This window comes from Mucilaginibacter lutimaris (assembly GCF_042676625.1).
In the GTDB taxonomy this organism is placed as follows: Bacteria; Bacteroidota; Bacteroidia; order Sphingobacteriales; family Sphingobacteriaceae; genus Mucilaginibacter; species Mucilaginibacter lutimaris.
In genome coordinates this window covers 1-14,765 of the sequence record NZ_JBHTIA010000005.1, presented here as the reverse complement: position 1 = coordinate 14,765, position 14,765 = coordinate 1, and the positions used below count along the sequence as shown (strand labels likewise).

18 protein-coding genes are annotated in these 14,765 nt (G+C 43.2%); 16 read left to right on the top strand and 2 right to left on the bottom strand.

Annotation, left to right across the window (positions count from 1 at the left end):
- Positions 1–59 precede the first annotated feature (59 nt).
- From ACFQZI_RS09710 to ACFQZI_RS09635, 16 genes are all read left to right on the top strand, one after another.
- Positions 60–491, top strand: coding sequence for a hypothetical protein (locus ACFQZI_RS09710; RefSeq protein WP_377141821.1), 432 nt, complete (start codon positions 60–62; stop codon positions 489–491).
- Between the two features lie 240 nt (positions 492–731).
- A complete protein-coding gene (locus tag ACFQZI_RS09705) occupies positions 732–2,231 on the top strand; it encodes an ATP-binding protein (protein ID WP_377141819.1) in 1,500 nt (499 codons plus the stop codon).
- Complete coding sequence (locus tag ACFQZI_RS09700; protein ID WP_377141816.1) at positions 2,221–2,586, top strand: response regulator; 366 nt, start codon at positions 2,221–2,223, stop codon at positions 2,584–2,586. Before ACFQZI_RS09705 ends, ACFQZI_RS09700 begins: the two co-directional genes overlap by 11 nt.
- 127 nt (positions 2,587–2,713) lie before the next feature.
- Complete coding sequence (locus ACFQZI_RS09695; protein ID WP_377141813.1) at positions 2,714–3,718, top strand: c-type cytochrome; 1,005 nt, start codon at positions 2,714–2,716, stop codon at positions 3,716–3,718.
- Positions 3,719–3,729: 11 nt separating this feature from the next.
- Positions 3,730–4,182 carry a DsrE family protein gene (locus tag ACFQZI_RS09690; protein ID WP_377141811.1) on the top strand — a complete coding sequence of 151 codons (453 nt, stop codon included), beginning with the start codon at positions 3,730–3,732 and terminating at the stop codon, positions 4,180–4,182.
- Positions 4,183–4,213: 31 nt separating this feature from the next.
- Positions 4,214–4,567, top strand: a complete 354-nt coding sequence (locus tag ACFQZI_RS09685) for a DUF1801 domain-containing protein (protein ID WP_377141808.1) — start codon at positions 4,214–4,216, stop codon at positions 4,565–4,567.
- 57 nt (positions 4,568–4,624) lie between these two features.
- Positions 4,625–5,803: a glycosyltransferase family 87 protein gene (locus tag ACFQZI_RS09680; protein WP_377141805.1), complete on the top strand. Its 1,179-nt coding sequence runs from the start codon at positions 4,625–4,627 to the stop codon at positions 5,801–5,803.
- 230 nt (positions 5,804–6,033) lie between these two features.
- Entirely contained in the window at positions 6,034–7,002 is a 969-nt protein-coding gene (locus ACFQZI_RS09675) for a glycosyltransferase family 2 protein (protein ID WP_377141802.1), read from the top strand.
- The gene (locus ACFQZI_RS09670; RefSeq protein WP_377141799.1) at positions 6,983–7,780 is read left to right on the top strand and encodes a polysaccharide deacetylase family protein; all 798 of its coding nucleotides are present in this window, start codon (positions 6,983–6,985) and stop codon (positions 7,778–7,780) included. Before ACFQZI_RS09675 ends, ACFQZI_RS09670 begins: the two co-directional genes overlap by 20 nt.
- Positions 7,781–7,862: 82 nt before the next feature.
- Positions 7,863–8,831: a 3-keto-disaccharide hydrolase gene (locus ACFQZI_RS09665; RefSeq protein WP_377141797.1), complete on the top strand. Its 969-nt coding sequence runs from the start codon at positions 7,863–7,865 to the stop codon at positions 8,829–8,831.
- A 150-nt stretch (positions 8,832–8,981) separates the two neighbouring features.
- A complete protein-coding gene (locus ACFQZI_RS09660; RefSeq protein ID WP_377141794.1) occupies positions 8,982–9,119 on the top strand; it encodes a hypothetical protein in 138 nt (45 codons plus the stop codon).
- A gap of 67 nt (positions 9,120–9,186) precedes the next feature.
- Entirely contained in the window at positions 9,187–9,402 is a 216-nt protein-coding gene (locus ACFQZI_RS09655) for a hypothetical protein (RefSeq protein ID WP_377141791.1), read from the top strand.
- A gap of 39 nt (positions 9,403–9,441) precedes the next feature.
- Complete coding sequence (locus ACFQZI_RS09650; RefSeq protein ID WP_377141788.1) at positions 9,442–9,999, top strand: GNAT family N-acetyltransferase; 558 nt, start codon at positions 9,442–9,444, stop codon at positions 9,997–9,999.
- Between the two features lie 35 nt (positions 10,000–10,034).
- Positions 10,035–10,517 carry a DUF4385 domain-containing protein gene (locus tag ACFQZI_RS09645; RefSeq protein ID WP_377141785.1) on the top strand — a complete coding sequence of 161 codons (483 nt, stop codon included), beginning with the start codon at positions 10,035–10,037 and terminating at the stop codon, positions 10,515–10,517.
- Between the two features lie 85 nt (positions 10,518–10,602).
- Entirely contained in the window at positions 10,603–11,823 is a 1,221-nt protein-coding gene (locus tag ACFQZI_RS09640; RefSeq protein ID WP_377141782.1) for a DUF2252 domain-containing protein, read from the top strand.
- Positions 11,824–11,969: 146 nt separating this feature from the next.
- A complete protein-coding gene (locus ACFQZI_RS09635) occupies positions 11,970–12,206 on the top strand; it encodes a hypothetical protein (RefSeq protein WP_377141780.1) in 237 nt (78 codons plus the stop codon).
- 196 nt (positions 12,207–12,402) lie between these two features.
- Here ACFQZI_RS09635 and ACFQZI_RS09630 read toward each other — a convergent pair whose 3' ends face one another.
- Both ACFQZI_RS09630 and ACFQZI_RS09625 read right to left on the bottom strand, forming a co-directional pair.
- On the bottom strand, positions 12,403–13,170 hold the full coding sequence (locus ACFQZI_RS09630; RefSeq protein ID WP_377141776.1) for a hypothetical protein: 768 nt from the start codon (positions 13,168–13,170) through the stop codon (positions 12,403–12,405).
- Between the two features lie 57 nt (positions 13,171–13,227).
- Positions 13,228–14,295 carry a PAS domain-containing protein gene (locus ACFQZI_RS09625; protein ID WP_377141774.1) on the bottom strand — a complete coding sequence of 356 codons (1,068 nt, stop codon included), beginning with the start codon at positions 14,293–14,295 and terminating at the stop codon, positions 13,228–13,230.
- Positions 14,296–14,765 lie beyond the last annotated feature (470 nt).

Sequence of the window (14,765 nt, the reverse complement as noted above, 5' to 3'; positions counted from 1 at the left end):
CACGATGATGCCAGCAACGTTTAGCCGGTGGAATGATCTCACAAGATAACTTAACTGGAATGAAAAAGGCTTTAATACTATGCCTGTTTTTGGCAGCTTCGGCCGTGTCGAAGGCACAACATACCGACGAAAGCCGGGTAAAGGCTATGCTTAAAACATTCTATACCGCTTATATGACCAGTTTTTCGAAAGATACCGGAGACGAATTACTTGAATTAAGAAAGAAATACTGCACCTCAAAATGTGAGCGTTTATATAAAAAATTGGTTGAAGAAACCGATGGCGATCCTTTCATAAAAGGGCAGGATAGTGATGCCAGTTATGCTAAAACTTTAACCATTAAAAGAGATAGTAAAACCCCAAACTCATACACCGTATCTTATTATTATGAGGAATATAATGAAAAGGGGAAGCTACAAAAGGAAACGGTCACCATTAACCTCATCATCATAAAAATAAAAGGTAAATTAAAAATAGATGCTGTTTCTTAAGATTGTTTTTACGACCTAAAATGATTGAATTTAGCTGAAAGATCAAGGGCGTTAATTAAATCTTTTGGTTATACAAAGCCATCATCTGACACTCAGCAACCAGGTTAATCACATGCATGTAACAAAAGCTCAAAACATTATAGGCACTTGCATGTATTATAATGTAAAATTTTAAAATTGGATAGCTTACAAAGAGGACAATTTTCCTTTACTAATCAAACGTCAAAACAAGACTTCCAGTTGTTAACTGGAGCACTGGATGCTTCTATTTCAGGCATTATTATTACGGATCATCAACAACCGGATAACCCTATCATTTATTGCAACAAGTCATTTGAAGATATAACAGGTTACACACGGTCTGAGATTATTGGCCATAATTGCCGCTTTCTTCAGCAGGAAGACCGCAACCAGCCGGCCCGCGAAACGTTGTTTAACGCCATTAAAGAAGGTGGAAAATGTGTGGTTGAGATACGTAACTACAAAAAGGATGGTACACTTTTTTGGAATGAACTTTACATGTCGCCCATAACAGATGAAAACGGCAACGTTTTATTTTTTATTGGCGTGCAAAATGACGTTACCCGCAGGAAACTTGCAGAAGAAGAGTTACAGTCTGACAAGAAAAAGATGGAGCAACGCATTGAGGAGCGTACCCAAAGCCTCCGCGAAAGCGAAGAATACCTGGCAAGCATTGTACAAACCGTGCGCGAAAGTTTGATAGTGCTATCGCCAAACCTGAAAGTGCTGAGCGTTAATTCCCACTTCATCAAAACATTTAAGGTATCGCGTGAGGAGACTGAAGGTAAGTTATTATATGACCTTGGTAACGGCCAATGGAATATACCCGAACTAAAAAAATTATTGGAGAAGATACTCCCCACCAACAACCCGATTATAGATTTTGAGGTAAGCCACGATTTTCCGCATATAGGTAAAAAACTGATGCTTTTAAATGCTCACCGCATAGAGCTTGAGGGACAGTATAAAGACAGGATCCTGATAGCCATTGAGGATATTACCGAGCGCCGGGCTATTGAGCAGCGAAAGGATGATTTTTTATCAATCGCCAGCCATGAATTAAAAACGCCTTTAACCACTATAAAAGGCTATATACAAATAATTGGCCGCCTCACTGCCGACATACAAAACGAAAAGCTTAAAGGCGCTGTTGAAAAAACTACAACCTATGTAGAAAGGCTTAACAACCTTATTAGCGAATTATTAGATGTTTCGAGGATACAATCCGGGAATATCGAGCTGCACAAAGTACCGTTTGATTTTGATGCCGCAGTTGCCGATGCTGTTGAAAACCTGCAGCAGGCCGGCCATTCGCACAAAATTACCGTTACGGGTAAAACAGGCTGCACTTTTAACGGTGACGAATCGCATATAACACAGGTAATTACCAATTTATTAAGTAACGCCATCAAATATTCGCCAAACCATCAAACGGTTGGTGTACACCTATCAGTAGTGAGCGATTATATCAAGTGCGCTATAACAGATAATGGTGTGGGGATACCACGGGATGAACAGCCGAAAATATTTGACAGGTTTTATCGGGTAGGTAGTACACAACAACGTTTCCCTGGCATGGGTATCGGGCTATATATATGCGCCGAAATTATCCGCAATCACGAGGGAAGCATATGGGTAGAAAGTGAACCCGGTAAGGGATCGGTGTTTAGCTTTACGCTTCCGTTATCAGAACAGAAAGGAGCCCAAGATGCCCGCTAAAATTATGATCTGCGATGACGATGAAGGAATATTAGACCTGTTAGAAATGGTGTTTAATGATGAGGGCTACGAAACCGTGCCCGAAATTAACAGCCTTAACATCGCGTCTATCATCACAAAAGAAAACCCCGACCTGTTAGTGCTGGACCTGTGGATGCCTGTACTATCCGGCGACCAGGTGTTAAAAGCTTTAAGAAACAATCCCGAAACCAAGGATCTGCCCGTTATTGTAATTTCGGCAAGCGGAGACGGAAAAACCATAGCTATGAACGCGGGCGCTAATGATTTTTTAGCAAAACCTTTTGACCTCGATCAGTTATTAGGCCGCGTTAAAACTTTGGTAAAAGCTGCATAACCGATAATACATTCAAACAGAAAGCCTTTAGTTGAAAGACTAAAGGCTTTTTTTTGTTCAAGATATTAATCTGCCACCTGTCATATAATCCCGGTCTTTTAAATGTATTTTTGATCATTAAGTTTAAATGCATCAACAGCCAAAAGATACCGGGTATATAATTAGGGGCTTAATTACCTGCATTCCTATAATCGCGGTGTTAATTTCTGCATGTAACTCTCATACTCCGGCCGGTGGCGCGCAAAAAACCTCAACTTCAACAGATAGTATTTGGCATGCGCCTGATGACAATACCATTCCCGCGGGCAAAGCCGGCGAAACCATCAGGTACGGGCGCGAACTTATCATGCACACTGCCCGGTATTTTGGCCCGCAAGGCAGCATTGCTAAAATAAGCAACGGCATGAATTGCCAGAACTGCCACCTAACGGGGGGCACCAAATTATTCGGCAATAACTTCGGGGTGTTTATGAGCAGTTACCCTAAAATAAGTAACCGCACAGGCAGAGTTGAGCCACCATCAAAACGAATAACAGATTGCTTTGAGCGCAGCCTTGCCGGGCAAGCGCCGGATACCGCCGGACCCGAAGTACGCGCCATGCTGGCTTACTTAACATGGGTAGGCAAAAATACGAGTAAAGGCCAAAAAACATTCGGGGCTGGCGCTACTAAACTGGCCTTTATGAATAACGCGGCCGACCCGGCAAAAGGCAGGCAGGTATTTGTAGCAAAATGTAAAACCTGCCACGGCGCAAATGGCGAAGGCCTGCCCACTGCCGATAATAAAGCGTATACGTACCCGCCATTATGGGGTAAGCATAGTTATAATGATGGTGCCGGCATGTATCGTTTAAGCAACTTTGCCGCATTTGTGAAAAACAACATGCCTTTTGGAACAACTTACAAAAACCCGCAACTCACCGATGAAGAGGCCTGGAATGTAGCCGCGTTTGTAAACTCGCAGCCCCGCCCCCATCGTGACCAACAAACAGACTGGCCCGACCTGAAGAAAAAACCCATTGACGCGCCCTTTGGCCCTTATGCCGATGGCTTTAGCGAAAAACAGCATAAATTTGGTCCCTTTAAACCTATTAAAGCCGCGGAAACCGCGCTCATCAACCAAAAATTGTAAAACATCATATCATGAAAAAGTATCTCATCCTATCGGTATTCGTTTTATTAGCATTTGTAAAACCTGCCTGCGCGCAGCAACAAGACTCGGTGTTTACCGGCGCTACAGCTAAGCTTAAACATTATAACGCCTTGTACATCCTCAACTCGGGCGACGAGAAAAAAATAACCGGCACCCTGCGCAACATCAACAACGCGCTGGAAGACCCGCGCCTCAAAGGAAAACTTTTCATCCAATTGGTGGCCTTTGGCGATGGCGTAGCCGTGTACATGAAGAGCGGCATTTTTGAACAAAAATTAAAAGATCTGCAAGCCAAAGGCGTGCTGTTAACCGAGTGCAGCAATACCATAAGAGAGCGAAAGATTGATAAGAGTGAACTTTTCCCCTTCATCTTCTATGTACCCAGCGGAAACGGCGAGATCATCCTGCGCCAGTACGAGGGCTGGGCAACGGTGCATCCGTAATTGATCAATTACACTTATGTCTTAACAACATATGCAGCCCAAAACCCTCGAAAGCTACTACCTCTCTAAGCCCGAGCCTTACCAAAGCTGCCTGCTGGCGCTGAGAGATATTGTTTTGCGGGTCGATCCAGATATCAGGCATGTGCGTAAATTCCAAATCCCGTTCTTTACCTATCACGACAAAAAGCTGGCCTATCTTTGGCTCGACCGTAAAAAGTTGAAAATGGGCTTTTGTATTGATAAAAGTTTGCAGCAGGCAAATGCGGGTATAAAGCCTAAAGACCAATACCAATCTGTAGTGATAGACCCTAATGAAGACCTTCCAATAGCGCTCATCATCCAAAAGCTAAACGCCTGTATCGCTCTTATTAAAAAGAGCGTATAAGAATATTACAGATAATAGCGGAGTTTGTATATTCGCATCCATTAAATCCCCTAATTAATGAAACAAGCGCTTACCCGGCTTATTTATAATAAGCCCTTTGTGTACTCCTTATGGTTTGGCGTATGCCTACTTTTAGCTTTAAAAGGCGTTTTAACGCATCAGCCAATCAATAACTACCTCATATTTAAGCATAACTTTTTAAACACCATCTCGCAGCAAAACCTGTACGTTCAGCAGCCCGAGTTTTATTTCGACCGTAACCACTACGGCCCGGTATTCGCGTTGATCATTGCGCCCTTTGCCCTGCTGCCCGATAGTGTTGGCATTATACTTTGGGTAGCGTTCAGCGCCTTTGTATTGTTTAAAGCCATTCAAATGCTGCCCCTGGCCGGGCATAAATACGTGATTATTTTATTACTCTGCGCCAATGACCTCGTAGGGTCCACCCTTTACTTTCAGTCTAACCCGCTTATAACGGCTCTTATTATTCTCAGCTTTAACTTTATTAAGCGCAAGCAGGATTTTTGGGCTGCGCTCATGATAGCCTTGGGTACCTTTACCAAACTTTACGGCATTGTTGGCCTTGCGTTCTTCTTCTTTTCAGACAATAAATTAAAGTTTATCGCAAGCTTTATATTCTGGTCGGCCGTGCTATTTGTGTTGCCAATGGCCATATCGTCACCATCGTTCATCATCCGCACCTATCACGACTGGTTTTACGACCTTATTGCCAAAAATGCCGAGAACGAAGGCTCTAAAATGCAGGATTACTGCGTTATGGGGATGGTGCGCAGGCTCTTTTACCCTGCATTGAACAACCTGTATGTAATAGCGCCTGCTTTAGTAGTATTTGGCCTGTCGTACCTGCGTATCAAACATTACAGGTCAACGCAGTATCAATTGCTCATACTGGCATCCGTTTTAATTTTCACGGTCATATTCAGCAGCTCGGCCGAATCGGCGACATTTATCATCGCGTTTGCGGGCGTTTCCATTTGGTACATGAATTTAGATAAACCTACGGGCTTTGATGTGTTCCTGCTGGTTTTTGCTATTATCATCACAAGTTTCGCCTCGTCAGACCTTTTCCCGAAAACCATTAACCGTATGTATATACAGCCTTACAGGTTAAAAGTGCTGCCCGTATTTTTAATATGGCTTAAAATAATCTACGAAACTTTAACGCGTAATTTCTCTGCAGAAGCTTTACCCGAAAGTGACGCCAAACAGCAGTAAATAGAATTCATCCGTTTTAATTTACAGTTATTTAACAGTTGCATATGTCGTAATATTTTTATATTTGTAACGCGAATGTTACACCATGTATAGCCTTGCAACTTTAATGTTACAAGGAATGTATCATTAGGGTGTGCCTCAACGTAATGTTAAAGGGCAACATTCGCTTCAGGTTAAATGATAAAATATTAAAACGGCCCGCAACATTTACATCCCCTAACTATTGTTAAATGGTACCCTCTGTAAAAAAGAAGATTTCTATTGTAATCCCTACGTACAACGAAGAAAGGAACATTGCTTTTTTGATTGGCCAGATCAACGAAGTGCTGATGCAAACCGACTATAATTACGAACTGATATTTGTAGATGACGGTAGCAGGGACAATACCCTTAACGAGCTCAAATTTAATTCGGAGCTGCACCGCAATGTTTACTACATAGAGCTATCGAGAAATTTTGGTAAAGACCACGCCCTTAAAGCGGGCATTAGCATGGCCAAAGGGGATGTGGTAATAACCATGGATGCCGATATGCAGCACCCGCCGGAAATGATCCTGAAGATGCTGAGCTATTGGGAAAACACCTACGATATTGTTTACACCTATCGTCAAAACGCCAACCCTCACGCCAAAAGCTACCAAAAGGCTACATCAAAAATGTTTTACAAGGGCATCAATATGCTGTCGGACATTAAGCTGGAGAACGGCACCGCCGATTTCAGGCTGATGGATAAGAAGGTTGTGGACCAGCTAAAGCAGATTGACGAGTACGAAATATTTTTAAGGGGCATCATTAAATGGACGGGGTACAAGCAATTGGGCATACCATATACCCCATCTAAAAGGCATACCGGCGAAGCCAGCTACTCCTTTTTTAAATTGCTTAAACTTGCCCTGCGCAGCATCATGACGTTTAGCGCCCGCCCGCTTTATATTGTTAGCGGTATTGGTTTAACATTTTCGGCCCTGGCCATTTTATACATTCCATATGTGCTTATTAGTTATGTAACCGGTAATGCGGTTACCGGCTGGGCATCTATTATTGCCACCATAGCTTTCTTTGGCGGCCTGCAATTATTGGTATTGGGCATCATAGGTACATATGTGGGCAAAATATTTATGCAGTCAAAAAATCGCCCAAATTACATTATCCGTTCTACAAACCTTACCCTTGTAAATAATGATCTTATTGGGGTTTGATGTAGAGGAATTTGATATGCCCTTTGAGTATGGCAAATCGCTTCCTTTTGATGAACAGTTAGCCATTTCAACCGCCGGCACCCTTAAAGTGCTTAATGTGCTGCAAGCCGCGGGTATAAAGGCTACCTTTTTTTGTACGGCTAATTATGCCATCCACAAGCCAGATGTTATTGAGGCGATTGTTTCGCAGGGCCACGAACTGGCATCGCATGGCTATTACCATTCAGATTTTAAAGCCGAACATCTTTTACAATCAAAGCTTAAACTTGAGGAGATCTCGGGAAAACCTGTGACGGGTTTCCGCATGGCGCGGATGATGCCTGTTGATGAGGCAGAAATAGAAAAGGCCGGGTATGCCTACAACTCATCCCTAAACCCTACCTGGCTGCCGGGGCGCTATAATAATTTTGATAAACCGCGCACCTGGTTTTACGATCATAATGTATTGCAGATCCCCGCGTCGGTATCGCCATTGATCAGGTTCCCGCTTTTTTGGCTTAGCTTTCATAACCTGCCTATGCCGCTTATTAAATGGCTTAGCAATAGCGCTTATAAAAAAGATGGTTACCTAAACCTTTACTTTCACCCCTGGGAGTTTACCAACCTGCACGATAAAGAAAAATTAGGCCTGCCCGTCTATGTCGCCAAAAACTCGGGCGAACCTTTTGTGAACCGCCTTAAAGACTTTATAAGCTGGGCGCAGGCAAAAGGATATGTATTTGGTAAAACCGGCGACTTTGCCGAGGGTATAATCAGTAAAAAATCTAAAGCCTTTTGATCCCCACGGTACAACTTCATTTTAATTTGCCGATTTAGTTTGTAGCTTAGGCATCTATTTACAAACCAAATTTTTACCGAATATGATCAGCAAAACTATCTCCCGCCTTGCCGGGCTACAAATGGTAATGGCTTTACTTATTTTTTTAAGCACGGCTATACCGGCAAAAGCAGCATTAATTGACAAAGCCCCCGATGTAATTGGCCGCTGGGATATTACCATGCAAAAAGATGGCAAGGCCATTCCTTCATGGTTGGAGGTTCAAAAATCGGGCACACATACGCTTATAGGCCGCTTTACTTATGCTTTTGGCAGCGCGAGGCCAATATCTGAGGTAAAACCTGCCGGTGGCAAGTATAGCTTTTCTATCCCTCCGCAATGGGAAGAAGGCACCCGCAATATGGATTTTGAATTTGAAGTAAGCGGCAACACCATAAAAGGCACCATGGTTTACACCGATGGTAAAAGCTATAATTTTACAGGCGAACGCGCGCCCGAACTGATTCGCACCAAAGCACCTGTATGGGGCAAACCTATCCGCTTATTTAACGGTAAGGATACCAAAGGCTTTCATACGGATGGTAAAAACCAGTGGATAGTAGAGAATGGTATACTGCGCAGCCTTAAATCGGGCGCAAACCTCATCAGCGACAAAAAATTTAACGATTTTAAACTGCACATCGAGTTCCGTTATAAACAGGGCAGCAATAGCGGCGTTTACCTGCGCGGCCGTTACGAAATCCAGATCATCGATACCAAAACCGACGAACCCGAGCCTATCAACAATCAATTCAGTTCGGTATATGGCTTTTTGCCGCCAAACAAAATGATGGCTAAAAACGCCGGCGAATGGCAGTCATACGATATTACTTTAGTTGGCCGAATGATAACCATCGTTGCCAACGGTACCGAAGTTATTACCAGGCAAATAATACCGGGCCTTACCGGTGGAGCTATTGATAGCAAGGAAGGTGAGCCGGGCCCATTGTTTATACAAGGCGACCATGGACCAATTGATTACCGGAACATTATTATAACACCGGCTAAGTAAGTGTACACTTTTTAGCTATAATTGAACGGCTGTCTATTATTTAGACAGCCGTTTTTGTTTTTGTAGCAAAATTGTACAGGTATTTCTACGTGGTTGTATAGTTTACGCCGCCCTGATCATTACTGGCACGGAATTGGATAAACCAATAATATGAAAGTAGTACACATCAAAAGAAACAGCACTGTAAAAAAAATAGAAGCCAAAGTGGTTAGCCTGTTTAAAGAAAAAGCCTTTTGTTTAAAGACTTTTAACAACATGCAAGTGCAATTTACAGGCATAATTGCCTGATCCATATATACCATCTACCAATGGAAACAAGCTTCTTAAAGGAAGCTTTTTTTATGAACCGTGAAGTATGAAAACCGAATTAAGCATATCTTACTACTGTTTTAACAAAGCCTGCTTTGGCTCGGTATATAACCATAAATACGCCCAGGTATTGCGGTTGCCTTACACAATTTCAACCTTCAGAAAAAAGCACACCTGCCTGCTGTGCTGTTCAGAACTGATCTCGCTTGTAGATCTGGATATCAGGCAGGTAATGGGCGATGGCATTTTTGTAGCAGCCTGATATTGCTGCTAATTTACATTCTTACTACTTTACATCACTATGATACGCCAAGCCACGCCTGCTGATGCTACAGCTATCTCGCACCTTATTATATCAGCAATGGGCCCGCTTGCCGCCAAATTTGCCAATAGCGATGATCCTGCAAAACAGTTGGAGTTATTTCAACACTTCGCGAAGCTTACCGGCAACCAGTACAGCTACACCAACATTTTAACATGGGATGAGCAAGGCGAAACCTGCGGAATGATCATGGCTTATGATGGCGCTAAGCTTGAAGTGTTGCGCCGGCCTTTCCTCAATTATACCCGCACAAAATTAGGGTTCACCGGCACACCCGAGGATGAGACCCAACACGGCGAATATTACATTGACTGCCTCGCCGTATTACCGGGGCACCAGGGAAAAGGCATCGCCAAAAAACTATTTAACGCCTTGTTTGAACGCGCCGAAGAGTTGGGGCACGCTACTGTTGGCCTGCTGGTAGATAAAGGCAACCACAAAGCCAAAAAACTCTACACCGATCTGGGTTTTGTAGAGCAGGGCGAAAAGCAATTACTTGGCGGCACCCACTACCATTTACAGAAGAATTTATACTAACCAAACATCCCGCCCGCCATGCCTGTTGATAAGCTATGGCCGATAAACCCTCATACCTTAATTTTAATAAAGCTGCCTATCCCTGGAAACCGGATATAGATTACCGCGCCCACCCCGAAAAATACCGCGTTGGAAAAGGTGAGCAGGGCGTGCTCATTTGCGAACCTTACAAAAGCCAAATTGGCCAGCACTGGCGCTTTAAAACCGAGCCCATCGCGCGGCAAAGCAGCGATGTTATCTACCACATGTTTCTGGATTATTTAACTGCCGGAGATTTTGTAGGCGCCGATATGGCCCGCAAATTTCTGCAGATGGGCTATACCCGCGCCCGCCGCTACGCCAATTACAAAGGCGGAAAAAAATACGACGAGCAAAACAACTACGCCCAGTTGGACCGCGGCACCGGCGAAGATGAAAAGGCCCGCGCAGCAGCCGTTTTCTACCATCTATACAAACAGGCCGAGGCTAACCCGCAATACAAAAGCGTGAAGGCAGCCTGGAAGAAAGAAAAAGGCTAACCCAACTACCCTACTAATTAATTTTTTAACCTCAAACCATTTTAGGGTAAAGCATATTATTAGGGGTACAATATATCTAAACCTGATGTCTGCACTTTCCGACCGTATTATTGCTTTTAACGAGGGCTTGCTGCCACAAATGCTGCCACATAAATATGAAGCCATGGCCGAGAATGCCTTTAGGTTTTACCGCGGCACCTGCCCGCTGTTTTACCAGGACCTGGCAGGGTACAATAAACTCCCCAAAACACCCGTAACATGGATCTGCGGCGACCTGCACCTCGAAAACTTTGGCAGCTACCGCGGCGAAAACAAACTGGTTTATTTTGACCTGAATGATTTTGACGAGGCCATTCTCGCCCCTGCTTTTTACGAAGTATCGCGTTTGGTGACGAGTATTTTTATCGGCTTCGAAAGCTTGAAGATAGATGCCGAGCGTGCCGGGCGCATGGCTAAATTGTTTCTTAAAACCTACTCGGCAACGCTGGCAAAAGGCAAGGCCTACGCAATAGAGCCGCGCACGGCAAAGGGCATCGTGTGCAAGTTTTTAAAAGCCGCCGAAAACAGCAAGGCCAGCCGGCTGCTGGAAAAGCGCACTGAGACAAAAAAGAACAAGGTTGTGCTTTCTTTAGAGAATGAGCGCCATTTTAAGGTAGATAAAAAGCTCCGCGCCGAACTTATTGCCCACCTTACCACCTGGATAAACCAAAGCACCGATAGCCCAAACAGCTATAAGGTAAAAAGCTGTGTGTTTAGGCTGGCGGGTACGGGTAGTATTGGGGTAAAGCGCTACCTTTTCCTGCTCAAAAGCATCAACGTGCGTAACCAATACCTGTTGATAGATATGAAGCAGTCGATGCCCTCGGCTCTTGGCAATTATATAAATACCAAACAACCCGAGTGGGATAATAACGCCCAGCGTATTATTACCATACAGCAGCGCATGCAGTATGTAACGCCCATGCTGCTAAGCACCACCAGCTTTAGAGGAGATGATTATGTGATACAGGAATTGCAGCCCGTAAAAGATTCCATCAACTTTAAGATGATCCGCGATGATTACCGCGACCTGTATGAGGTGATAGACGAAATGGCCATGCTTACCGCCTCCTCGCAGCTACGCAGCGGCGGCATCCAGCGCTCGGCTACTATTGATGAGCTGATGGCCTTTGGGAAGGCAGACGATTGGCAGGAGGAAGTGCTGAACTATGCCTCAGCATACGCTAAAAAGATCAAAACCTACTATAAACAATACCTTAAAGATTATAAGGCCGGTGTATTTGATGCAAAAGAACCGGGCGAATAAAAGCCCGCTTTAATTTTTTTGAGATTGATAATTAGCGGCTTAGCGTTGTACCACCAAAACAGACAATTTGGCGACAAACAACCTACAATATTCGGGCGTTTTTAAACGTAATTATAGGACATCGCTCTACAACTATCTGCTATACCATGAAACACAAAATTAAATTGCCCGATGGAACCCTTCAACTGATAGAAATTACCAGTGCCTACTTTAAAACCTGGCACGTTTGGAACGTAAAATTCCCCGATGGCAAGGCGGCCACCTTGTTTAAGCTGGGCAGTGAATGGATGCAGCGCAACGAAGACTTTTTGGACGAGCACGTATTAAACGCCATAGGCAAACGCATAGATAGCATACTGGTAAGGCGAAAGATGGCATTCTAGAGGCTGTTCAATTATGGCACCGGCGCTGCCTTAGGGCCGGCGTTGTACTTTACTACTTTAACAAACTCCAGTCTTGCCGAATTTATTTCGGCATCCCACAAGCAAGGTTCTTAGTTGTCCTGAGAGATCCTGAAAAAAGTTCAGGATGACGCTGCTGCTATCTCAGTTCATGGCAAATGCGGCACGCGTGCGAGGGTTATATCAATTCTTTGATAAGATATTTGATATGGCTCGCCATATCAGCAGTTGTTTTGTAGTTGTTGGCATTAATTTCGGCCAATAAATTACCATTAAAAATTAATTGATAAATATAATAACTATCTCTCCAATCAGCTTGGGCTATCTTTATAATATCCTCACCTTTCTTAAATGAAATAAACCAAACTTTGCGTTTATAAAAAGGCATTGTATCAGAATCTTGTATTAACTCCCAACCTTCGTTTTGTAAAAATTGAGTAGCCTCTTTAAACCGATACAACGGTTTATCTTTTGAATCATATAAGGAAATATCAATATTAAATTTATTCTTATAATATTCCGTTTTTCTTTTTTTTAAAGCCTCCATATCAAACCAATTCGTGCTACAAAAAAAGTCTTTATTTCGATAAATCAAGTCAATGGCGTTAGCTATCACATTCTCTCTGCCAGATAAATTATAATTGAATGTTTCCTCGTTATACTCCCCCCCCCTTAATAACCATGCCGCATCATTGATATTAACGGAGTTATCGTCATCTTCATCATCAGCCGCTTTATTGATCCTTCTTATAATTATATCGATATATTCTCTTTCCGCTGCTAACACAAACTCAATTTCTTTTTGATTAAAGTCGCTAGAGTAAGTAATTATCTGATACGCTATATTTTCGAAAATATCATTATTTAAAGCTTTTAAATAATTGCAGTTATTCAAAAAAGACAGTCCTTTAGATATCAGTTTTGTAGCTTCAATTATTTTCATCATTTGTAAACATAACTTCTTTCCACTTCGGCCCACGCATTCCGCCAGTGCCTCAAACTATTACCTATTACTACCCCCTACCTGCAAAATGTCATTCATTTTTTTAATTACATTATCGAGGTTAGTGACAGACTGATCAAGAGCTTGCAGGCTATGTATGTAGTCGGTAGTATCAAATTCGCTGTTGTTGAGGATGCCTATAAGGCCCGCAATATTGGCCACGGGTGCCCGCAGGTTATGCGATACCATGTACGCGAATTCCTCCAGGTCCTTATTACGCTGTAACAGGGTTGCCGTCATCTTCTCCCGCTCATCTTCTATCATCTTTTGCCGGGTAACGTCCCTAAAATTACAGATGATAGCTCCGATATGTTTATCGGCAAGCATATTGGTAAACACGCCTTGCACCCAAACATAGTGGCCCTGCTTATGCCTTACTCGTACCGTAAAATGAACCGGGATCTCGGGGTTATTTAGCAAGCCGGGCAAACCCTGCTGCATCAGGGGAACATCATCCGGGTGAAGAATGGCCATGATGTTTTCGGCCTCCCTGTCGGTATAGGTCCACCCGTTAATACGCTCAGACGAGCGGCTGCGGTAAATCACCTTCATTTCGGCATTAAACAGCGAGTAGCCATCATAACTATTTTCAATAAGTTCCCTAAAGCGCAACTCGTTAGCAATTATCTTTTCGCTTTTTGCCTTTACCTCCCGCTCCAGGTTAGCCTTATTGGCCGCCGCTATCTGCTCATTTTGTTTTTGCCCGGTAATGTCGCGGGTAACCTTGGCAAAACCTATCAGGTGGCCGGCATCATTATAAAGGGTGGTAAAAACCACATTCGCCCAAAAAACGCTGCCATCTTTGCGTACCCTCCAACCCTCACACTCATATTTGCCGTTTTTTAGCGCCTGGTTAAGGTTATGCCGCAACTGTAACCTTTCGTTATCATCCTGTTTATAAAATATGGAGATGTTTTTACCAATAATTTCCTCGCTTTTGTAACCTTTGATATTTTCGGCGCCTGCATTCCAGCTCAGCACCTCGCCGTTAATATCTATTAATACTATCGAATAATCTTTCACGCTGCTCACCAAAAGGTGAAATAGCTTTTCATCAACACTTTTCATTTCAAGATCCCGGCGGTTTATATTGGTAAAGGTTTAGAACCCCTATATTAATAAATAAGAAAATTATTTCACAATTATTAACCGGGTAAATACCTGTTCAGTTTATTCATTATTATTTACCGATGGGTAAGCGTTTCCCCTCTCAGGAAAGATACAGTCATGCCGAATTAACTTTGGCATCCCACAAGCAAGGTTCCCTAACTATTAATTATGACACACGCGGCACGCGTGCGCCAGCAAAACATCTTTTAACTCCAGCCATGCCACTTGACACGTGCTGGCTCACGTGTGCCGCGTGTGCCTTACTAAATATTTCCCTCCCAAATCCTACCTCCCAAATCCCAAATGACTTGTCCTAAAATAAGTTTACACTTAAATAGTGTAAAAGATGAACAAGCTAAAAGAAGAAAAGATCATCAATGACCATCTTATCCAGGGGATAAGTTTTCGTAGCTTAGCGTTAAAGTATG

Coding starts and splice junctions, on each gene's coding strand:
- ACFQZI_RS09690 (WP_377141811.1), top strand. CDS start 3,730: ATGAAAAAGTATCTCATCCTATCGGTATTCGTTTTATTAGCATTTGTA.
- ACFQZI_RS09660 (WP_377141794.1), top strand. CDS start 8,982: ATGAAAGTAGTACACATCAAAAGAAACAGCACTGTAAAAAAAATAGAA.
- ACFQZI_RS09700 (WP_377141816.1), top strand. CDS start 2,221: ATGCCCGCTAAAATTATGATCTGCGATGACGATGAAGGAATATTAGAC.
- ACFQZI_RS09695 (WP_377141813.1), top strand. CDS start 2,714: ATGCATCAACAGCCAAAAGATACCGGGTATATAATTAGGGGCTTAATT.
- ACFQZI_RS09625 (WP_377141774.1), bottom strand. CDS start 14,295: ATGAAAAGTGTTGATGAAAAGCTATTTCACCTTTTGGTGAGCAGCGTG.
- ACFQZI_RS09640 (WP_377141782.1), top strand. CDS start 10,603: ATGTCTGCACTTTCCGACCGTATTATTGCTTTTAACGAGGGCTTGCTG.
- ACFQZI_RS09680 (WP_377141805.1), top strand. CDS start 4,625: ATGAAACAAGCGCTTACCCGGCTTATTTATAATAAGCCCTTTGTGTAC.
- ACFQZI_RS09650 (WP_377141788.1), top strand. CDS start 9,442: ATGATACGCCAAGCCACGCCTGCTGATGCTACAGCTATCTCGCACCTT.
- ACFQZI_RS09675 (WP_377141802.1), top strand. CDS start 6,034: ATGGTACCCTCTGTAAAAAAGAAGATTTCTATTGTAATCCCTACGTAC.
- ACFQZI_RS09630 (WP_377141776.1), bottom strand. CDS start 13,170: ATGATGAAAATAATTGAAGCTACAAAACTGATATCTAAAGGACTGTCT.
- ACFQZI_RS09645 (WP_377141785.1), top strand. CDS start 10,035: ATGGCCGATAAACCCTCATACCTTAATTTTAATAAAGCTGCCTATCCC.
- ACFQZI_RS09655 (WP_377141791.1), top strand. CDS start 9,187: ATGAAAACCGAATTAAGCATATCTTACTACTGTTTTAACAAAGCCTGC.
- ACFQZI_RS09685 (WP_377141808.1), top strand. CDS start 4,214: ATGCAGCCCAAAACCCTCGAAAGCTACTACCTCTCTAAGCCCGAGCCT.
- ACFQZI_RS09665 (WP_377141797.1), top strand. CDS start 7,863: ATGATCAGCAAAACTATCTCCCGCCTTGCCGGGCTACAAATGGTAATG.
- ACFQZI_RS09670 (WP_377141799.1), top strand. CDS start 6,983: ATGATCTTATTGGGGTTTGATGTAGAGGAATTTGATATGCCCTTTGAG.
- ACFQZI_RS09710 (WP_377141821.1), top strand. CDS start 60: ATGAAAAAGGCTTTAATACTATGCCTGTTTTTGGCAGCTTCGGCCGTG.
- ACFQZI_RS09635 (WP_377141780.1), top strand. CDS start 11,970: ATGAAACACAAAATTAAATTGCCCGATGGAACCCTTCAACTGATAGAA.